22 protein-coding genes and 1 tRNA gene are annotated in these 17,790 nt (G+C 64.2%); 5 read left to right on the top strand and 18 right to left on the bottom strand.

Going from position 1 to position 17,790, the window contains the following annotated elements; all coding sequences use genetic code 11:
* Positions 1-140 precede the first annotated feature (140 nt).
* Positions 141-1,112, bottom strand: a complete 972-nt coding sequence (locus tag AC1KAR_RS13180) for a M23 family metallopeptidase (RefSeq protein ID WP_480318359.1) — start codon at positions 1,110-1,112, stop codon at positions 141-143.
* 16 nt (positions 1,113-1,128) lie between these two features.
* On the opposite strand from AC1KAR_RS13180, the gene AC1KAR_RS13185 reads away from it, so the two are divergent.
* On the top strand, positions 1,129-1,446 hold the full coding sequence (locus AC1KAR_RS13185; protein ID WP_480318361.1) for a DciA family protein: 318 nt from the start codon (positions 1,129-1,131) through the stop codon (positions 1,444-1,446).
* A 46-nt stretch (positions 1,447-1,492) separates the two neighbouring features.
* Here AC1KAR_RS13185 and AC1KAR_RS13190 read toward each other — a convergent pair.
* The 6 genes from AC1KAR_RS13190 to petA all read right to left on the bottom strand — a co-directional run bounded on the left by AC1KAR_RS13190 (position 1,493) and on the right by petA (position 5,755).
* Positions 1,493-1,568: transfer RNA gene (locus tag AC1KAR_RS13190), tRNA-Thr, on the bottom strand.
* A gap of 58 nt (positions 1,569-1,626) precedes the next feature.
* Positions 1,627-2,184, bottom strand: a complete 558-nt coding sequence (locus AC1KAR_RS13195) for a ClpXP protease specificity-enhancing factor (RefSeq protein ID WP_480318363.1) — start codon at positions 2,182-2,184, stop codon at positions 1,627-1,629.
* Positions 2,185-2,206: 22 nt separating this feature from the next.
* Positions 2,207-2,824, bottom strand: coding sequence for a glutathione S-transferase N-terminal domain-containing protein (locus tag AC1KAR_RS13200; protein WP_480318365.1), 618 nt, complete (start codon positions 2,822-2,824; stop codon positions 2,207-2,209).
* A gap of 112 nt (positions 2,825-2,936) precedes the next feature.
* Positions 2,937-3,707 carry a cytochrome c1 gene (locus tag AC1KAR_RS13205; protein ID WP_480318367.1) on the bottom strand — a complete coding sequence of 257 codons (771 nt, stop codon included), beginning with the start codon at positions 3,705-3,707 and terminating at the stop codon, positions 2,937-2,939.
* A gap of 22 nt (positions 3,708-3,729) precedes the next feature.
* On the bottom strand, positions 3,730-5,130 hold the full coding sequence (locus tag AC1KAR_RS13210; protein ID WP_480318369.1) for a cytochrome b: 1,401 nt from the start codon (positions 5,128-5,130) through the stop codon (positions 3,730-3,732).
* A 25-nt stretch (positions 5,131-5,155) separates the two neighbouring features.
* Entirely contained in the window at positions 5,156-5,755 is a 600-nt protein-coding gene (gene petA / locus AC1KAR_RS13215) for a ubiquinol-cytochrome c reductase iron-sulfur subunit (RefSeq protein WP_480318371.1), read from the bottom strand.
* Between the two features lie 173 nt (positions 5,756-5,928).
* Here petA and mscL point away from each other — a divergent pair, with 173 nt between their 5' ends.
* Positions 5,929-6,354, top strand: coding sequence for a large conductance mechanosensitive channel protein MscL (gene mscL / locus AC1KAR_RS13220; protein ID WP_480318373.1), 426 nt, complete (start codon positions 5,929-5,931; stop codon positions 6,352-6,354).
* Positions 6,355-6,491: 137 nt separating this feature from the next.
* Positions 6,492-9,227 (top strand): DUF1631 family protein, encoded by a 2,736-nt coding sequence (locus AC1KAR_RS13225; protein WP_480318375.1) that lies wholly within the window; start codon positions 6,492-6,494, stop codon positions 9,225-9,227.
* Positions 9,228-9,230: 3 nt separating this feature from the next.
* Here the strand turns inward: AC1KAR_RS13225 and pdxA are convergent, their stop codons facing one another.
* Both pdxA and AC1KAR_RS13235 read right to left on the bottom strand, forming a co-directional pair.
* The gene (gene pdxA, locus AC1KAR_RS13230) at positions 9,231-10,259 is read right to left on the bottom strand and encodes a 4-hydroxythreonine-4-phosphate dehydrogenase PdxA (RefSeq protein WP_480318377.1); all 1,029 of its coding nucleotides are present in this window, start codon (positions 10,257-10,259) and stop codon (positions 9,231-9,233) included.
* Positions 10,256-11,008, bottom strand: coding sequence for a Nif3-like dinuclear metal center hexameric protein (locus tag AC1KAR_RS13235; protein ID WP_480318379.1), 753 nt, complete (start codon positions 11,006-11,008; stop codon positions 10,256-10,258). The genes pdxA and AC1KAR_RS13235 overlap by 4 nt, the downstream gene beginning before the upstream one ends.
* A 17-nt stretch (positions 11,009-11,025) precedes the next feature.
* Between AC1KAR_RS13235 and AC1KAR_RS13240 the strand changes: the two genes are divergently transcribed.
* Complete coding sequence (locus AC1KAR_RS13240) at positions 11,026-12,198, top strand: trypsin-like peptidase domain-containing protein (RefSeq protein ID WP_480318381.1); 1,173 nt, start codon at positions 11,026-11,028, stop codon at positions 12,196-12,198.
* A 40-nt stretch (positions 12,199-12,238) separates the two neighbouring features.
* On the opposite strand, the gene tatC is transcribed toward AC1KAR_RS13240, so the two are convergent.
* From tatC to AC1KAR_RS13285, 9 genes are read right to left on the bottom strand one after another with little or no spacing between them, the layout of a single operon-like run.
* Positions 12,239-13,036, bottom strand: a complete 798-nt coding sequence (tatC, locus tag AC1KAR_RS13245; protein ID WP_480318383.1) for a twin-arginine translocase subunit TatC — start codon at positions 13,034-13,036, stop codon at positions 12,239-12,241.
* 21 nt (positions 13,037-13,057) lie between these two features.
* Positions 13,058-13,537, bottom strand: coding sequence for a Sec-independent protein translocase protein TatB (tatB, locus tag AC1KAR_RS13250; RefSeq protein ID WP_480318385.1), 480 nt, complete (start codon positions 13,535-13,537; stop codon positions 13,058-13,060).
* Between the two features lie 44 nt (positions 13,538-13,581).
* Positions 13,582-13,818, bottom strand: a complete 237-nt coding sequence (tatA, locus tag AC1KAR_RS13255; RefSeq protein WP_480318387.1) for a Sec-independent protein translocase subunit TatA — start codon at positions 13,816-13,818, stop codon at positions 13,582-13,584.
* A gap of 45 nt (positions 13,819-13,863) precedes the next feature.
* Positions 13,864-14,226 carry a histidine triad nucleotide-binding protein gene (locus AC1KAR_RS13260; protein WP_480318389.1) on the bottom strand — a complete coding sequence of 121 codons (363 nt, stop codon included), beginning with the start codon at positions 14,224-14,226 and terminating at the stop codon, positions 13,864-13,866.
* On the bottom strand, positions 14,223-14,606 hold the full coding sequence (locus AC1KAR_RS13265) for a DUF4870 family protein (protein ID WP_480318391.1): 384 nt from the start codon (positions 14,604-14,606) through the stop codon (positions 14,223-14,225). The genes AC1KAR_RS13260 and AC1KAR_RS13265 overlap by 4 nt, the downstream gene beginning before the upstream one ends.
* Complete coding sequence (locus AC1KAR_RS13270; protein ID WP_480318393.1) at positions 14,603-14,956, bottom strand: phosphoribosyl-ATP diphosphatase; 354 nt, start codon at positions 14,954-14,956, stop codon at positions 14,603-14,605. The genes AC1KAR_RS13265 and AC1KAR_RS13270 overlap by 4 nt, the downstream gene beginning before the upstream one ends.
* Complete coding sequence (gene hisI / locus AC1KAR_RS13275; RefSeq protein ID WP_480318395.1) at positions 14,956-15,345, bottom strand: phosphoribosyl-AMP cyclohydrolase; 390 nt, start codon at positions 15,343-15,345, stop codon at positions 14,956-14,958. Before hisI ends, AC1KAR_RS13270 begins: the two co-directional genes overlap by 1 nt.
* Before the next feature lie 16 nt (positions 15,346-15,361).
* Positions 15,362-15,799, bottom strand: coding sequence for an NUDIX domain-containing protein (locus AC1KAR_RS13280; protein ID WP_480318397.1), 438 nt, complete (start codon positions 15,797-15,799; stop codon positions 15,362-15,364).
* Complete coding sequence (locus AC1KAR_RS13285) at positions 15,796-16,674, bottom strand: ATP-binding protein (RefSeq protein ID WP_480318398.1); 879 nt, start codon at positions 16,672-16,674, stop codon at positions 15,796-15,798. The genes AC1KAR_RS13280 and AC1KAR_RS13285 overlap by 4 nt, the downstream gene beginning before the upstream one ends.
* A 271-nt stretch (positions 16,675-16,945) precedes the next feature.
* On the opposite strand from AC1KAR_RS13285, the gene AC1KAR_RS13290 reads away from it, so the two are divergent.
* Positions 16,946-17,575, top strand: a complete 630-nt coding sequence (locus AC1KAR_RS13290) for an esterase/lipase family protein (protein ID WP_480318400.1) — start codon at positions 16,946-16,948, stop codon at positions 17,573-17,575.
* Positions 17,576-17,790 lie beyond the last annotated feature (215 nt).

Raw genomic sequence — 17,790 nt, forward strand, 5'->3', positions numbered from 1 at the left:
GCAGATACGCACCCGCCGTCGACGCAATCGGTTCCCGGGAAATGGGGTTCGGCACCGCCCTTTGCAAGGCCTGCCAGAGGAGGCCCTCTGCCGCGGGAAAAGCCTTGAATGTTAGCACCCGGGTGGGGCGCACCCCGGCGTCAGCGGGGGCTTGGGGATGACCCGGATACCGACGTCGCGGCGGTGTGGTTCACAGGGGCGCCGGCCTTCCCGGCGAGGAACTTGGCAGGGTCCTGCAGCACGCCTTCGACCATCACCTCGAAGTGCAAATGCGGGCCCGTGGAGCGGCCCGTGGTGCCGACAAGCGCCACCAGTTGTCCACGCTTCACGAAGTCTCCCGCGTGAACCAGAATCTTCGAAGTGTGCGCGTACCGCGTCGTCAGGCCGTTCCCGTGATCGATCTCGAGCAGGTTGCCGTAGGCGGGATGAAAGTCGGTTGAACGCACCACGCCGCCCGCAGCCGCCATGATGGGGGTACCGACATCGGTCGGGAAGTCGAGGCCGGTGTGAAGGGCAGCCCGGCCGGTGAAAGGATCCGACCTGAACCCGAACCCGGAGCCGACTCGGCCACTGACAGGCGCCGAACTCGGCACCATCAACGAGGCAAGGCGTTTTTCGAACAGGCGCGATTCGATCATCGTGAAGACATCGCTGCTCTGGTCGGCCGACTCGTCCAGCGATTCGAGCATGCTGTTCAACTGCTCGATGGACGGCTTGCGCGCAGGCACGAACGGGCCGCCTTGGCCACCGCGGGGCGCTACCTGCTTGAGTTCCTCGGGCTTGACCCCTGCGAGGCCAGACACCCGCTCACCAATTGCCTCGAGCTTGATGAGCTTGGCCTGCATCTCGCCAAGCTTTTGCGCCATGGCATCGAGGTTCTCGCGCATGAAACGGTCACGCTGCGCGAACTCGTCTCGCACGACCAGGCGCATGAGCTGGCTCACGACGGGCCAGCCTTCGCGTGCAGCCTTCAGGAAGATTGCGTGATAGATGACACCCGACAGCAAGACCAGCATGACACTCAATGCGGCGAGCGCGCCGACGAGCTGCCAGCGGTTGAGCCGCAGCACGCGGGTCTTGGCCATCGTGCCGTGCGTGATGAGTATCTGCATCGCTAAACTCCTTGCGGTGAACCAGAAGCCACCCCCGGTCACCCCCAACGCCCTGCGCATGGACGAGGCACTCGATCGCAGTGCTCCGCTTGCGCGACTGCAGCAACTCATGCGTGAATCGAATGCACGCTTCGAGGCTGTTCTCGCTGTCTTGCCGGCGGCTTTGGCCGCTCACATCAAGCCCGGCCCCCTGGATGGCGAGGGGTGGTCACTGCTGGTGGCCAACGCGGCCGTGGCAGCCAAGCTGCGCCAGCTTCAACCTCGGCTTGAAGACGCTCTCAAGCAGCGGGGATGGCAGGTTACTGCAATCAGAATCAAGGTTCAATCGAGCTGAACCTCAGCTGATACCAGTCGTATCGGCGAGAGCCGCGTGGTGCAGATGGTGCCCCCGGCAGGAATCGAACCCGCGACCTTCGGTTTACAAAACCGCTGCTCTACCAACTGAGCTACAAGGGCAAGGACCGCGATTTTAGCCGGGGCCTGTTGAGTGTTGTCAGGCGTCGCCAGTGCGCGCCTATTTGACACGTTTGAGCGCGGGCCGCCCTCCGCTCGGCGGGTCTTGGGGGCCTTCGCCGCCATCCTCGTCGACTGCCGTCGGTTTGGCGGCGTCAGGCGGTGAAGCTTCTGCTCCGTCTTCCGCACTGGCCAGCCTCAGGCCGGACGACGCAGAAGCGGCTCGAGGACCCGGTGCGCCCGCGGGTGCAGAAGGCGCGTCGGTACCGGCCGATGTATCGGTCGGAACCGGAAACGCCATGCCCTGCCCGTTCTCCCGTGCGTAGATCGCAATGACATGGTCGACCGGCACCACGATCTCCCGGGAAACCCCGCCGAACCGGGCTTTGAACTCGATCAATTCGTTACCAAGTTTCATGCCGGTAGTGGCCTCGAACCCGACGTTCAGAACGATCTCGTTGTTCTTCACGTACTCCAACGGCACGTGAACGCTCGCGTCGACGTACACCGCGATGTACGGCGTGAAGCCGTTGTCGGTGCACCAGTCGTGCAGCGCCCGGATCAGGTAGGGCCGCGTGGAGGCGCCCGCATTGCCGGGCGTCGTCGGGATGAGGCTCATGCCACTGCGCTTTCAGCCGGCATTACTTGCGCATCACCTTTTCAGAAGGCGTCAGCGCCTCGATGTAGGCCGGGCGCGAGAAGATGCGCTCGGCGTACTTGAGCAGGGGCACGGCGTTCTTCGACATGTCGATGCCGTAGTAGTCAAGGCGCCACAGCAAAGGCGCGATGGCCACGTCGAGCATCGAGAAGTCGTCGCCGAGCATGAACTTGTTCTTGAGGAAGATCGGCGCGAGCTGCGTCAGGCGATCACGGATCTGCGAACGCGCCTTTTCCAGCTGCTTGTCGGTGGGCTTGGCGCCTGTGCTGCGACCTTCGAGCACATTCACGTGGGCAAACAGCTCCTTCTCGAAGTTGAGGAGGAACAGGCGCACGCGCGCACGCGCAACCGGGTCACCCGGCATCAACTGCGGATGCGGGAAACGCTCGTCGATGTACTCGTTGATGATGTGCGACTCGTACAGGATGAGGTCGCGCTCGACCAAAATCGGCACCTCGTTGTACGGATTCATCAGCGCGATGTCTTCGGGCTTGGCGAAGAGGTCGACGTCGCGAATCTCGAAATCCATGCCCTTTTCAAACAGGACGAAGCGGCAACGATGCGAGTAAGGGCAGGTCGTTCCGGAGTAAAGCACCATCATGATGGCGGCTCCTTGAGGCTAGAGGTCTTGCAAAACACAAACGGAGTGGACGGGCCCTGGTGGCACTCCACTCCGCAAACGCCCAGAGGCCTTCCGGCCTCCGCGCGAAGGCTTATTTCACGTCTTTCCAGAATGCAGCGTTCAGGCGCCACGCAATGACAGTGAAGACAGCGAGGAAGATGAGCACAAAGCTGCCCAGCCGGACACGGCTGTTCTGCGCGGGCTCACCCATCCACTGCATGAAGGCGACCAGGTCGGCCACGTTGTTGTCGTAGTCGAGCTGGCTCAGCTTGCCTGGGGTGACTTGCTCGAAACCAGCGAAGCGATGCATCGTCTTGCCTTCGTGATGCGGGTCCTTCTCTTCGACGTACTTGGCGGTGCGCTGGCCCTGGAGCTCCCACAGCACGTGCGGCATGCCGACGCTCGGGAACGCCAAGTTGTCCCAGCCCGTGGCCTTGGTCTCGTCTCGGAAGTAGCTGCGCAGGTAGGTGTAGAGGTAGTCGGCGCCGGTACCCTTGCCACTGGCAGCGCGCGAGCGGGCAATCACGGTGAGGTCGGGCGGGGTGCCACCGAACCACTCCTTGGCTTGCTTGGGATCGAGCGAGATATTCATCGTGTCGCCGACCTTGTCGGTGGCAAACATGAGGTTCGTCTTGATCTGTTCTTCGGTTAGCCCGATGTCGCGCAGGCGGTTGTAGCGCATGAACGAGGCCGAATGGCAGTTCAAGCAGTAGTTGACGAACAACTTGGCGCCATTTTGCAGCGCGGCCATGTCGGTCACCTTGGACTCGGGGAACTTGTCCCACGCAATCCCGCCCTCCGATGCAACAGCGCCCGTACCCAGGGTGAGCGACGCCAGCAAACTCAAAATCAGTTTCTTCATGGTGTGGTTTCCGGCTTCGTCTTCAGTGGGCCTCGAAGGTCACGCGATCAGGCACCGGCTTGGACTGGCCGATGCGGCTCCACCAAGGCATCAGCAGGAAGAAGCCGAAGTAGAACAAGGTGCCAACTTGCGAGACGCGCTCACCCACCGGCGAAGGCGGCTGCACGCCGAGATATCCCAGCACGCCAAAGACGAGCACGAACACGCCGTACATGTACTTGTGCCAGTCGGGGCGGTAGCGAATCGACTTGGCCTCGGCCCGATCGAGCCAGGGCAGGAAGAAGAGGATCACGACGGCACCGCCCATCACGACCACGCCCCAGAATTTGGCCTCGAAGGTCAAGAGCAGGAAGGCGCCTACGATCGCGGCGGCAGCGATGACCACCTTGCCGAGTGCCGAGAAGCCGCCCTTGATGATGGCGAGGATCGCACCAAGACCCACCAGCGCAACGATCACGTAGACCATCTCGGAGGTGGTGGCACGCAACATCGAATAGAAGGGCGTGAAATACCAGACAGGTGCGATGTGGGCAGGCGTCTTCAGCGGGTCGGCCGGGATGAAGTTGTTGTACTCCAGGAAGTAACCCCCGAACTCTGGCGCGAAGAACACGATCGCTGCGAACGCCATCAGGAACACGCTGACGCCGAAGATGTCATGCACCGTGTAGTACGGGTGGAACGGGATGCCGTCGAGCGGGATGCCCTTGGCGTCTTTCTTGGCCTTGATCTCCACGCCGTCGGGGTTGTTCGAACCCACCTCATGCAGGGCAATCAGGTGAGCGACCACCAGGCCCAGCAGGACCAAGGGCACAGCGATCACGTGGAAGCTGAAGAAGCGGTTCAGCGTGGCGTCCGACACCACATAGTCGCCGCGGATCAGCAACGCCAGGTCAGGGCCGATGAAAGGCACGGCCTGGAACAGGTTCACGATCACCTGGGCGCCCCAGTACGACATCTGACCCCAGGGAAGCAGGTAGCCCATGAAGGCCTCTGCCATCAGGCACAGGAAGATGGCGCAACCGAAGATCCATACGAGTTCGCGCGGCTTGCGGTAGCTGCCGTAGAGCAGCCCGCGGAACATGTGCAGGTAGACCACGACGAAAAACGCCGAGGCGCCGGTGGAGTGCATGTAGCGCACCAACCAGCCCCAGGGCACGTCGCGCATGATGTACTCGACCGACTCGAACGCCTTGGCGGCATCGGGCTTGTAGTGCATCACGAGGAAGATGCCGGTGACGATCTGGATCACCAGGACCAGCAGGGCGAGCGAACCGAAGATGTACCAGAAGTTGAAGTTCTTCGGAGCGTAGTACTCGCTCATGTGCTCTTTGTAGAGCTTGCTCGCGGGGAAGCGGTTGTCGACCCAGGTCAACAGCTTCTCGCCGATCGGCGCATTGGGACTGACTTGCTTGAACTCGGCCATGAATTTCTCTCCGGGGGCGCCTGGGTCAGGCCTTCTTGTCTTCACCGATCAGCAGACGCGTGTCGGAGATGTATTGGTGCGGAGGCACTTCGAGGTTGTCGGGGGCGGGCTTGTTCTTGTAGACACGGCCGGCCATGTCGAAGGTGGAGCCGTGACACGGGCAGAGGAAGCCGCCGTTCCAGTCGTCAGGCAGCGAGGGCTGCGGGCCGGGCTGGAACTTGTCGGAGGGCGAGCAGCCCAGGTGCGAACAGATGCCGACGACCACGAGCACGTCCGGCTTGATGGAGCGGCCTTCGTTGCGAGCGTAGGCAGGCGTCAGTTCGTCAGGCTTGCGTTCGGACTTGGGGTCTGCCAGTTGGGCGTCGTTCTTGACCAGCTCCTTGGTCTGCGAATCGGTGCGGCGAACAATCCAAACCGGCTTGCCGCGCCACTCGACGGTCTTCTTCTCACCCGGCTTCAGGTCGCCGATATCGACCTCGACCGCCGCGCCCGCAGCGCGAGCACGCTCGGAGGGCTGGAAGGTCGAAACGAAGGGGACAGCTGCGGCAACGCCGCCGACAGCGCCTGCTCCGCAGGTGATGGCAACCCAAGTGCGGCGGCCTTGATCGACTTGCTGATCACTCATGAAGGTCCTTGATGCTGGCTTCTGATCTACCCAGGGAGTCATGGGGTCCCTGACGCTGGCTTCTTAATCTACCCAGGGGGCAACCCGCGATTCTAGCGGACGTGTCAAGCGGCACTCTTGACTTCCGGGCGTCCTGCGCAATACTGCGCCGCAACATCCAAAGGAGATCACACATGGGATTCGCAGCGGAGTTCAAACAATTCGCCATGAAGGGCAACGTCGTCGACCTGGCGGTCGGCGTCATCATCGGGGCGGCCTTCGGCAAGATCGTCGACTCCGTGGTCAAGGACCTCATCATGCCGATCATCGGCCGAGTGATCGGTGGGCTCGATTTCTCCAGCTACTTCATCATGCTGGCCAACCCACCGGCCGACTTCAAGGGGCCGATGACGTACGAGGCGCTGACGAAGGCCGGCGTCCCGCTCTTCGCCTATGGCAACTTCATCACGGTCGCCCTCAACTTCGTGATCCTTGCGTTCATCATCTTCGTGATGGTCAAGCAGATCAACCGCTTGAAGAACGACGCGCCGGCGCCCCCCGCCGAGACACCCGAAGACGTTGTGTTGCTGCGCGAGATCCGCGATTCACTGAAAAAGTAAGCACTTCACCCGGCGTCGCCCGGGTGCAACGCCATGGCGACGGGCCTCGGTTTGGCCCCATACTTGCAGGACGTGCGCTCTCGCAGCGAGCCTTCTCCTGAGCGCGTCCCGGCCCGCCCACGGCGGCCCCGTTCGAGATGAATCAGACCGATCCACGCGCTCAGGCCGCATTCGATGCGGCCACGACTCACATCAAGACGACCACTGCGGGCGTGGCGGACCGCGTGAGTGATCACCTCGGCGTGCTGGCGTCGGCAGCAACACGCATTCTCGAGCGCGATGCACTGATCAACGCGCAACTCGATCTGCGCCGCAACATGAGCACCTTCACGCTCGTGTTTTCAGACACGCTCAGCAAGCGCGTGGCCCGCGAACTGAACCCGGGCATGGAGCGCGGCCGCTCGCTGGCCGAAACCGACTGGCAGTCCTTGAGTCTCGTCGACGACGCCGAGGTCGAAGAGAAGATGTTCGCCGACCGCATCGGCCAGTCCATCGCGAGCGGATCCGAGTGGGAGTTGCGCGAAATGGCCTCGTACACGGGCCAACTGCTGGGCCTCGGGCGCGCCGACCATGATCGCAACCCGTTGCGCGCCGAGGTGTTGGGGACCGCGGTGTTCCGCGCCATCTCCTCGGTGTCGAACGATCGGGAGAGCCGCAAGCTTCTTGCCCGTGAGCTCGGTCTCGCATTGGCCCGAGTGATGCCCAGCTGCTACGCAGACATCCTGAAGGACTTCCGCGTGCGTGGCATCCAACCTGTCGGGTTGACGGTGCGCGGTGTAGATGGTCCGGGCAACGACCTGTCCAAGGGTCGGGTGTCGGGCTACGACACCTTGCGTGATTCGGTCATGGGATCCGGCCAGGGGCATTTCGATCCGACCACCCACTCCGGCTACGCGGGGAGTACCTCGTCCGCCCCACTTGGTGGGCCCGGTGGCCGCCCTGCCATGCCAACCGGGCGGGCTGGCCTCGCGAGCGGCGCGATGCCTGGGACCGGCTCGCCCAGCGGTGCGGGCGGGCTGGGCGGTGCGGGGCCGGGGGGCCCGGGAATGGGCGCCGGCAGTGGAATCGGTGCCGGACCGGGCGGCCGCGCCTCCTCTGGCGCCTGGGCCAACCGCGACACGGCGCCGGCGGGCCTGGGCAGCGCGGCCGGGCGCCCTGCGTCGCTCGGTGCATCGGCCCCACAGGCACGCGGCCATTCGGGCCACGCCTTGAATCAGTCGGGACAGGCAGACGCCGAGATGATGGCGTTGTTGCGGCGCCTGACCTTCCTCGCCACGCGCCCCGCCGATCTGGGTGGCTCGACCACGCCTGGGGCGTTCGGCGGAGCTGGCGGCGCGTCAGGCGGCGGCTTGAGCAGCGCACCGGGTCATCTGGGGCCGATCACCGGCGGCGGCTCGTTCAGCGACATGGCCTCCGGCATGATGGCCGCGAACCTGATTCGCACCCACCGCGAAGAGTTGCGGCAGGCGTCCACCGGTGCCCTCGATCACATGGTGATCGACGTGGTCGGCAGCCTCTTCGACCAGATCCTCTCCGACCCGCGCGTGCCGCCGCAGATGGCACGGCAGATCGCCCGCCTGCAGTTGCCGGTGCTGCGCGTGGCGCTGGTCGACAACACCTTCTTCTCGTCGCGCAAGCACCCGGTACGCCGCTTCGTGAACCGCATCGCCTCGCTCGCAGTGGCTTTCGACGAGTTCGACGACGGCCCCGGCAAGGAATTCCTGGCCCGCGTGCGCGAGCTGGTGCAGGAGATCGTCGAAGGCGATTTCGATCAGATGGACGTCTACACGTCCAAGCTCACCGCACTCGAAGGCTTCATCGCGCAACAGGCCAAGTCGACGGTCGAAGCAAACGCCGCCGCGGTCTCTGTGGTCGACAGCAAGGAATCCGACCTGCGCGTGCAGCAGCGCTACATGCTGCAGCTTCGCGCTGCGCTGGCGCCACTGTCTTTGCAGGAGTATCTGCGCGACTTCCTGGCGCAGGTGTGGAGCCAGGCGATCGCCACGGCCACACGACAAGGCGGTACGCAATCAGACCTGGTGCAGCGACTCAAGCGCGCAGGCCGCGACCTCGTGATGAGCGTGCAGCCCAAGGGTTCGCCTGCCTTGCGCAAGAAGTTCCTCATGCAGCTTCCGCCGCTGATGAAGGACTTGAACGAAGGCATGAAGCTCGTGGGCTGGCCCGAAGCCGCCCAGAAGGAATTCTTCGGCAAGCTGTTGCCTGCGCATGCCGACTCCCTGAAGGGCACGCCTCTCACGGAGCTCGAGTACAACCTGCTGGCCAAGCAGCTCGAGGGCGTGTTCAACACGCCGGTGCCCGAGCCCGACGCGCTGTTGCGCGACGTGCCCATGTCGAGCTCCGCCGGCACGGCCGTCGAGCCGCAGTTCTCGGACACCGAGGCCCAGCAGATCGGCCTGCTCGAAGAGAGCGACGTGGATTGGTCCGGCACGGTCGACATCGACCTCACGAGCCAGGCCGAGCCTGAGCCGATGAACAGCGCACCTGACACCTCGCCGGTCGACCTCAACCTGGACCTCGCCGCTACGCTCGACCTGGATCTGTCGTCCAAGGACCCGGTCGAGCCCACGCACGGTCTGCCGCTGATGGACCACGTGCGCCTGGGCTTTGCCTACCAAATGCACTTGAACGACCAATGGCAGAAGGTGCGGCTCAGCTACGTGAGCCCCGGCCGTGCGTTCTTTGTCTTCACGCGCGGCAAGCGACATCAGGAGACGGTCTCACTCACCTCGCGCATGCTCGCCCGCATGTGCGAGACCGGGCGCTTCAAGGCCTTCGAGAGCGCCTACCTGATCGAACGCGCCTCGGCGCGGGCGCGCAAGCAGCTGGCCGCGCTCACGGCCAACAGCAAGTAGCCTTCAGGCACTCAACTGCGTCGCCATGCGCCAGGCGGCGATCAGGCTTGCAGGGTCGGCGCGCCCCGTGCCGGCAATGTCAAACGCGGTGCCGTGGTCCGGGCTCGTGCGCACGAACGGCAGGCCCAGGGTCACGTTGACTCCTTGCTCCACGCCGAGGTACTTGACGGGAATGAGCCCATGGTCATGGGTCATCGCCACGACCAGATCGAACTCGCCCCGATGCAAGGCCGTGTGACGCGCACGCATGAACACCGTGTCAGGCGCGAAGGGGCCACTCGCCGCAATGCCTTCGCGTTGCGCAGCGGCGATGGCCGGGCCAATGATGCGCAGCTCTTCGTCGCCGAACAATCCGCCCTCGCCTGCATGCGGGTTGAGCCCGGCGACCGCGATGCGCGGCGATGCGATTCCGAAGGACCTTGCCGCTCGGTCAGCAATCCGCAGGGTCTCCAGCACCGCATCGAAGGTCACCGCATCAATGGCAGCACGCAGTGACATGTGGATCGTGACGAGCACCGTTCGCAACTCATCATTGGCCAACATCATGCGCACCGGCGGCGGCGGCTCGCCGAGACGCGCAGCCAACGCCTGCAGCATCTCGGTATGACCCGGGTACGGGACGCCCGCCGCAGCCAGCGCCTCCTTGTGGATCGGCGCCGTGACGATGGCCCGCGCGCGGCCTGCTTGAACCAGCTCCACCGCCTGTGCAATGCATGCCGAAGCGGCAGCACCTGCGCGTGCGTCGACCTCACCGACGCGGGCCTGTGAGAGGTCTGCAGGCAGGTCTGCGGCCTGAAGCAGCGGCACACAGTTGGGCGGGCACCGGGCCACGTCGTCGGCGTGCTCGACGACTGCCAGCGCTACGTGACCGCCGATGGCCGGCAAGGCACGACGCATCACGGCCGCATCACCCAGCACCACAGCGCCCGCGATTGCACCCGTTGCGAAAGCCTTCGCGATGATCTCCGGCCCGATGCCACAGGCATCGCCCATGGTGATGACGATCGGTGCCGCGCCCGTGAGCTTGCTCATGCCGGGTTGTCGATCTCGATGGACTGGTGCTCGATTCCGAACGTCTCGGCCACGTGCGCGGCCAAGGCCGGGGCGCCGAAACGCTCGGTCGCATGGTGGCCGCAGGCAAAGAAGGCCACGCCCGTCTCGCGCGCCAGGTGGGCCTGAGGCTCCGAAATCTCGCCCGTGATGAACGCATCGGCACCCGCCGCGATCGCGTCCTCGAAGTAGCCTTGTGCACCGCCTGTGCACCACGCGACGCGCGCGATGGACTGCCCCGAGCGCCCCTCCACCATCACGGGCGGGCGGCCGAGGCGGAAGGTCAGCAAGGCATTGAGTGCCGCCGCTGTGAGGGGCTGCGCGGGGCTCCCGATGAATCCAAGACTCTGGTTGCCGAAGCGCCCGTCGGCGGTGAACTTGAGCTTTGCGCCCAGTTGGGCGTTGTTGCCGTAGACCGGGTGAGCGTCCAGGGGCAGGTGATAGGCGAAGAGGTTGATGCCATGCGCCATCAGCAATTCAACGCGCGCTTTCAGCCAGCCAGTGAGGCGCCCGTCATGGCCCTTCCAGAAGAGACCGTGATGCACGAGCACCGCATCTGCGTTCTGCTCGATCGCCGCCTCGATGAACGCGCGGCTCGCGGTGACGCCCGAGACGAGCCGTTGCACCTCGGGTTTGCCCTCAACCTGCAAACCGTTCGGCCCATAATCCTGGAACTTCCCCACCTCCAGTAGCGTGCTCAGGTACGAGTCGAGTTCGGAACGTGGGGCCATGACACAGGATCTCGTTGATGCGCAAGACGTGGCTCATTTTCTCCCAAGCCGTGACCGTGGCCGTGGCCGTGCTGTTCGTGGTCGTCACGCTCAAGCCGGAGTGGGTGCGCCGCGGCGGTGACGGCGCCGTGCTCCCGCAGATCGTCTCGATCAATCAGGCGCCCAGCACGGCGCCGCTGCCTGCGATCTCAGGTGTCACCAGCTATGCCGCGGCGGCGCGGCGTGCAACGCCCGCCGTGGTGAGCGTGGTGGCGAGCAAGGCGCCGCAACGCAACCCGCACACCGACGATCCCTGGTTCAAATTCTTCTTCGGTGATCAGGTGCAAGGTCGCCAGATGGAGCCCCAGGTCGGTTTGGGCTCGGGCGTGATCGTCTCCCCCGAGGGCTACCTGCTCACCAACAACCATGTGATCGCCGGCGCCGACGACATCGAAGTGCAACTGCCCGATGGCCGACAGGCCAAGGCCAAGATCATCGGTGCCGACCCTGAAACTGACGTCGCGGTGCTGAAGATCGAACTCGACAAGTTGCCGGTCATCACGCTCGGGAGCCTCGACAACGTTCAGGTGGGGGACGTGGTGCTCGCCATCGGCAACCCCTTCGGCGTGGGCCAGACTGTGACCTCTGGCATCGTCAGCGCACTGGGCCGCAACCAGCTGGGCATCAACACCTTCGAGAACTTCATCCAGACCGACGCAGCCATCAACCCCGGCAACTCGGGTGGCGCCCTGGTCGATGCCACCGGCAACCTGCTGGGCATCAACACCGCCATCTACTCGCGCAGCGGCGGCAGCATGGGCATCGGCTTCGCGGTGCCCGTGACCACGGCCAAGCTGGTAATGGAAGGCTTGGTGCGCGACGGCCAGGTCACGCGCGGCTGGATCGGCGTGGAGCCGCGCGATCTCACGCCCGAGATCGCCGAAACCTTCAACCTGCCGATCAAGGAGGGCGTGCTCATCACCGGCGTGCTGCAAAACGGCCCCGCCAGCGCCGCCGGTATGCGCCCCGGCGACGTGGTGGTGAAGGTGGCCGAGTCGCCCGTCGGAAACACCGTGCAACTGCTGGCAGCAGTCGCGGCACTCAAACCGCAGGAACGGGCGGTGATCGGGATTCAGCGCGGCGACAAGACGCTCGACCTGAACGTGACAGTCGCGCAGCGCCCCAAGACTCAACCGCGCCGCGAGCAGTAAGAAGCTCGGCCAGGCGCCAGCAGCGCCCGACACAGGGCCATCAGCCCTGACTCGCGTCCGAGCTCGATTCGGCTTCGGGCGCCTTCGTGTGCTTGTTGAATGCGATGGCCGCCCAGATGCCCACCTCGTAGAGCAGGCACATTGGGATCGCCAGGGCGAGTTGCGAGACAACGTCCGGCGGCGTCAGCACCGCGGCGAGGATAAACGCGATCACGATGAAGTACGAGCGGAAGGCACGCAGCTTCTCGATTGTCACGAGCCCCATGCGGGCGAGCACCACCACCACCACGGGCACCTCGAATGAAGCCCCGAAGGCCACGAACATCGTGAGCACGAAGCTCAGGTACGCCTCGATGTCCGGTTGCGCCGTGATGCTCTTGGGCGCAAAGCCCTGGATGAAGGCGAACACCTTGCCAAAGACGAAGAAGTAGCAGAACGCCACGCCCAGGAAGAACAGCACGGTGCTCGAGACCACCAGTGGCAGCACCAGCTTCTTCTCGTGCGTGTACAGGCCGGGGGCGACAAACGCCCACACTTGGTAGAGAACCACTGGCAGCGCTAGCAGAAAGCCAGTCATCAACAGGATCTTCATCGGCACCAGGAAGGGCGAGATCACATTGGTGGCGATGAGCTTGCCGCCTGCCGGCATGCTGGCAACCAGCGGCTGAGCGAGAAAGTCGTAAAGCGCGGCCGGGCCGGGCCACAGCGCCAAGACAGCACAGCACACGGCAACGGCGATCGTTGCGCGGACCAGGCGGTCGCGCAGCTCGATCAAGTGAGAGACGAAAGGCTGTTCAGTGCCCTGGAGTTCGTCCGGCTTGGAATCTGAGGAGCTCATGCGCGATGTGGGTTCATGGCTTCACGCCGATGAGCGCGGCGGCCGAAAGCGGGCCACACGTGCCGCACCCGATTGCGCCTTGCTCCGCACGCCATTGCGTTGCTTGTACCAAAGCGGCATGGCGCTGCGGCGCACGCGCCACTTCTTTCTAGGGTGCTTGTAAGTCGGGGGGGATGCATCGAGCGGCTCTTCCAGCGCGCCGAAAGGCGGTGGGTCGGCGTTGGCCCACGCGCTTTCGAGGGCGGTGGTCGTCTCGTTGACCTGGTCCGAGACAGATTTCTCCACATCGCGCGCCGCGTCCTCGAACTGCCCCTTCATCTTCTTGAGCTCTTCGAGCTCGATGGAGCGGTTGACCTCGGCCTTGACGTCGGCCATGTAACGCTGCGCCTTGCCGAGCAAGGTGCCGACGGTACGGGCCACGCGGGGCAACTTCTCGGGGCCGATGACGATGAGCGCCACCGCGCCGATCAGCGCCATCTTGTCGAAACCGAAATCAATCATGCGGGGAGCAGGGACGCCTTCGGCTCACGCCGCGGCGCAGGCTGTCAGGACTTTGTCTTGGCGTCGACGTCGACGGTGTTGGCGTCATTGGCCTTGTTGGCCGTGACCTGCTGATTGGGGGCGGCCGGATCGTTGCTCGCAGAGCCGTCCTTCATGCCGTCCTTGAAGCCCTTGACGGCGCCGCCGAGGTCAGAGCCGATGTTCTTGAGCTTCTTCGTGCCGAACACGAGGATGACGATGGCCAGAACGATCAGCCAATGCCAGATGCTGAAGGAACCCATGATGTGATCTCCTGAAGGGAATGCGCGAGTTTAGGTGACGCCAGTTCAGCCTTTGGCCCAAGGGCGTGGACCGCCCATGGCATGAACGTGCAAATGTGGTACTTCCTGGCGTCCGTCAGGGCCGTTGTTGACCATGACACGGAAGCCGCCGGTGACGCCAAGCTCGCGCATGAGCTTCGGTGCCAGCGCAAGCATGCGCCCGAGCAGCGCCTCGTGCTGCTCGGGCGTGGTGTCGTACAGGGATTCGATGTGTGTCTTCGGGATGATCAGCACATGCACCGGCGCCCAGGGCGCGATGTCATGGAAGGCCAGCACATCGTCGTCTTCGTAGGCCTTGCGGCTCGGTATCTGGCCTGCAACGATCTTGCAGAAGATGCAGTTGGCGTCGTGACGCTTGTCTTGACTCATGTCGGCAGGGGCATCGCCTTGTTGTCGTTGAGATTGACCCAGCCCCGCACCACCCGGTACAGAAACCAGAGCGAGATCAGCGCCCAGGCGATCCAGCCTGGGATGAGGAAGAGCAGCCACAGCGGGATCGTGATCACGTAGAGCGCCCCGGCCCAGAGCACCGAGCGGATGCGCCAGCGAAAGTGCGATTCCTGCCAAGTGCCGACAGCGTCGTCTTTCTTGACGAGATCGAGCACGAAGGCCACCAGCAACAAGGCGATGCTGGCCTGCACCCCGGGGATCACCGCGCTCACCGCCACCACCGTGTGCAGCAGGTAGCTGATGTGCCCGACGGTCTTGAGGGACCGCTCTTTCTCGCCCAGATCGATCACTTCGCTCATGTCTTGTCCACCTCACGTTGGATGGCCTTGCGGGCCGCGAACTCTTCAAGCCCTGAGAGCCCCTCGCGGCGCTCGAGCTCAGCCAGCACATCAGCAGGTTTCAGGCCAAACGCGCTCAGCGCGAGCATCGAATGGAACCAGAGGTCGGCCACCTCGTAGACGATCTTCTGGCGATCGCCGTCCTTGGCCGCCATCACGGTCTCGGTGGCTTCTTCTCCGATCTTCTTGAGGATGGCATCGTTCCCTTTGTGAAAGAGTCGCGCCACATAGCTCTTGTCGGGGTCGCCGGCCTTGCGGGTCTCGATCACTTCGGCCAGGCGTGCCAGCGTGTCGTTGCTGCTGCTAGTCATTATTTATAGATGGATTGCGGGTCTTTCAAGACCGGGTCGACGGCCTTCCAGGCGCCATCTTCGTAGCGTTGGAAGAAACAGCTGTGACGGCCGGTGTGACACGCGATGCCGGGCTCGTGGCCAAGCTGGGTGACCTTGAGCAGAAGCACGTCGTTGTCGCAGTCCATGCGGATGTCATGCACCTTCTGGGTGTGGCCCGACTCCTCACCCTTGTGCCACAGGCGCTTGCGCGAGCGGCTCCAGTAGACGGCTTCACCGCGGCGCACCGTCTCCATCACGGCTTCGCGGTTCATGAAGGCGAACATCAGCACGTCGTTGCTGCCGATTTCCTGTGCGATCACGGGCACGAGACCCTGCGCATCCCACTTGATTTCGTCGAGAAAACTCATCGGGGCAGTGTAGCAATCAGCCCCTGTGCGTATCGCCCGCAAAACCGCGCTCGGAGGCGAACCATTGAAGCACCGGGATCGTGCCGGGCAGCACCGGCGCCACCTCCACCGGCAGCGTTTGCCAGGCCATGGATTGACGCTCGCGCATCTCGAACTCGCCCGACCACTCGTACACCTTGCAGAAGTGCAAACGCACACGCGCATGCTCGTAGTCCACGAGTTCGATCTTCCAGGGGTGAACCGCGCCGATGGTGATGCCCAACTCCTCGTGCAGTTCGCGCCGCAGCGCCTGCTCGACCGTCTCGCCCGCTTCGAGCTTGCCGCCGGGGTACTCCCAGTAGCCCGCGTAGACCTTGCCCTCGGGGCGCGACGTGAGCAGAAACCGCTCCTGGGCATCGATCAGCACGCCCACGGCCACATCGACCGGCGTGCGTTCATTGGCGGGCGCGCTCACGCGGCGTGCCTTCCGGCGTAGTCCTTGGCGAACTGGAACGCGACGCGCCCGGAACGCGAGCCGCGCTCCAGCGCCCACACGAGGCTCTCCTGGCGTGCAGCGGCGATCGCCTCTTCGCTCACCCCGTAGCCACGCAGCCACTGGGCAACGATGGCGAGGTATTCGTCCTGGCTGAACGGGTAGAAGCTCACCCAAAGGCCGAAGCGCTCGCTGAGCGAGATTTTTTCTTCGATCACCTCGCCGGGGTGCACTTCACCGTCTTCCGTGTGGGTGTAGCTGAGGTTCTCCTTCATGTACTCCGGCAGCAGGTGGCGCCGATTGCTGGTGGCATAAATCAGCACGTTGTCCGAGGCCTGGGCAACCGAACCGTCGAGGATGGATTTCAGCGCCTTGTAACCCGCCTCGCCTTCGTCGAAGCTGAGGTCGTCGCAGAACACGATGAAGCGCTCCGGGCGGTTGGCGACGAGGTCGATGATGTCCGGCAGGTCCGTCAAGTCGGCCTTGTCGACCTCGATCAGCCGTAAGCCTCGGGCCGAGAACTCGTTCAGGCAGGCCTTGATGAGCGAACTCTTGCCGGTGCCCCGGGCGCCCGTCAGCAAGACATTGTTCGCTGCACGGGCATTCACAAATTGTTCCGTATTGCGCAATAACCGCTCCTTCTGGGGCTCGACCTCGACCAGCGAATCGAGCCGGATCGCAGCCACATGGCGAACCGCCTCCAGCGCCGCACCCCCGGCCCGGCGACGGTAACGAAAGGCGGTCGACGCCGACCAGTCAGGTTCGCGCAAAGCGTGTGGCAGCGCGGCTTCCAGCCGCGTCATCAGGGATTCGGCGCGCGTGATCAGATGCTGCAAGGAGTCGGTGAGCGTGGTCATTCGGAGCTACAAAATCGGGTTGAAAAACGTCGGAAGAGAGACCATCCGGGGCTGTTGCTGACACGGGGGTTAACCACCAAAGGGAAATCGGCAATCCCAAACGCTGCACGAGCGTCCACAATTGCCACGCCTCTTGGTAGTTTGCTGGAGCCAATCATCTGTTCGGGCCCACGGCGTGAGTGTCTCAGGCAACGAGTGGCATGCCGAGTGGGGGCGGACGCGCCGCCCACTCGGCTTTGACTTCATTCAACCATTGAAGGAGACACACACCATGAAACGCCTCGCCACGCTCGCCGGCATCGCACTGGCAGCCCTTTTCACCAGCGGCCAAGCTGCCGCCCAGACCGAACCGATCGTTTTCGTCCACGGCTACAGCGGCAGTTCGTCGAACTGGTCGACCATGATGAGCCGCTTCCGTTCGAGCGGCTACCCGTCCAACAAGCTGTACGGCTTCGACTACAACTCGCTGCTCATCTCCGACACCGCCAGCGGCTCGCAGCTGGCCAGCTACGTGGCCAGCGTGCGCGCTCGCCACGGCGGAGAGAAGGTCAGCATCGTCGCTCACTCCAACGGCGGCTTGGTCTCGCGCGCCTTCCGCGTGTTCAACGGCGGCTCGTCGCAGATGCGCCGCTTCGTCACGCTCGGCACGCCGCACCTGGGCACGACCTCGGCCTACGCCTGCTTCAGCCCGGCCTGCTACGACATGTACCCCGGCTCGCTGTTCATCCTGCGACTCGCCGGCCGCGGCTGCGACCGCTCGCTGTGGTCTTCGCTTGATGGCGTGATCATCCCCGCCACCAATGCGCGATGCGGCAGCAGCACGCAAGTGGCACCGATCAACCACCTGGCCTTGCTGACGGACGCCAGCGTCTACAACGCCGTGCGGGCTGCGCTGCGATAAGCGGCACAGGGTTGCGGGCCGGGGGCGATGCCTTCGGCCTGCTTCCACCCCGTTGTGATCGAGACGATGTACCTGACGCTTTTCGCCGCCCTCCTCCGTGCCTGCCCGATCGTGGCCGCAGGGCTTCTCGCGGCCTGCCAACCGAGCAAGGGCCCCACGGATGGGCAACCCAAGGCGTCTAGCGTGCAAGCCTCGGCGGCGGCACGCCCTGAGCC

The organism is Piscinibacter sp. PDB1-1, from assembly GCF_056675995.1.

Bases quoted from the DNA above. Each gene is read 5' to 3' on its own strand.
- AC1KAR_RS13225 (WP_480318375.1), top strand. From the start codon at position 6,492: ATGAATCAGACCGATCCACGCGCTCAGGCCGCATTCGATGCGGCCACG.
- mscL (WP_480318373.1), top strand. From the start codon at position 5,929: ATGGGATTCGCAGCGGAGTTCAAACAATTCGCCATGAAGGGCAACGTC.
- tatB (WP_480318385.1), bottom strand. From the start codon at position 13,537: ATGATTGATTTCGGTTTCGACAAGATGGCGCTGATCGGCGCGGTGGCG.
- AC1KAR_RS13260 (WP_480318389.1), bottom strand. From the start codon at position 14,226: ATGAGTCAAGACAAGCGTCACGACGCCAACTGCATCTTCTGCAAGATC.
- pdxA (WP_480318377.1), bottom strand. From the start codon at position 10,259: ATGAGCAAGCTCACGGGCGCGGCACCGATCGTCATCACCATGGGCGAT.
- hisI (WP_480318395.1), bottom strand. From the start codon at position 15,345: ATGAGTTTTCTCGACGAAATCAAGTGGGATGCGCAGGGTCTCGTGCCC.
- AC1KAR_RS13200 (WP_480318365.1), bottom strand. From the start codon at position 2,824: ATGATGGTGCTTTACTCCGGAACGACCTGCCCTTACTCGCATCGTTGC.
- AC1KAR_RS13265 (WP_480318391.1), bottom strand. From the start codon at position 14,606: ATGAGCGAAGTGATCGATCTGGGCGAGAAAGAGCGGTCCCTCAAGACC.
- AC1KAR_RS13235 (WP_480318379.1), bottom strand. From the start codon at position 11,008: ATGGCCCCACGTTCCGAACTCGACTCGTACCTGAGCACGCTACTGGAG.
- AC1KAR_RS13240 (WP_480318381.1), top strand. From the start codon at position 11,026: ATGCGCAAGACGTGGCTCATTTTCTCCCAAGCCGTGACCGTGGCCGTG.
- AC1KAR_RS13285 (WP_480318398.1), bottom strand. From the start codon at position 16,674: ATGACCACGCTCACCGACTCCTTGCAGCATCTGATCACGCGCGCCGAA.
- tatA (WP_480318387.1), bottom strand. From the start codon at position 13,818: ATGGGTTCCTTCAGCATCTGGCATTGGCTGATCGTTCTGGCCATCGTC.
- AC1KAR_RS13210 (WP_480318369.1), bottom strand. From the start codon at position 5,130: ATGGCCGAGTTCAAGCAAGTCAGTCCCAATGCGCCGATCGGCGAGAAG.
- AC1KAR_RS13195 (WP_480318363.1), bottom strand. From the start codon at position 2,184: ATGAGCCTCATCCCGACGACGCCCGGCAATGCGGGCGCCTCCACGCGG.
- petA (WP_480318371.1), bottom strand. From the start codon at position 5,755: ATGAGTGATCAGCAAGTCGATCAAGGCCGCCGCACTTGGGTTGCCATC.
- tatC (WP_480318383.1), bottom strand. From the start codon at position 13,036: ATGAGCTCCTCAGATTCCAAGCCGGACGAACTCCAGGGCACTGAACAG.
- AC1KAR_RS13270 (WP_480318393.1), bottom strand. From the start codon at position 14,956: ATGACTAGCAGCAGCAACGACACGCTGGCACGCCTGGCCGAAGTGATC.
- AC1KAR_RS13290 (WP_480318400.1), top strand. From the start codon at position 16,946: ATGAAACGCCTCGCCACGCTCGCCGGCATCGCACTGGCAGCCCTTTTC.
- AC1KAR_RS13180 (WP_480318359.1), bottom strand. From the start codon at position 1,112: ATGCAGATACTCATCACGCACGGCACGATGGCCAAGACCCGCGTGCTG.
- AC1KAR_RS13205 (WP_480318367.1), bottom strand. From the start codon at position 3,707: ATGAAGAAACTGATTTTGAGTTTGCTGGCGTCGCTCACCCTGGGTACG.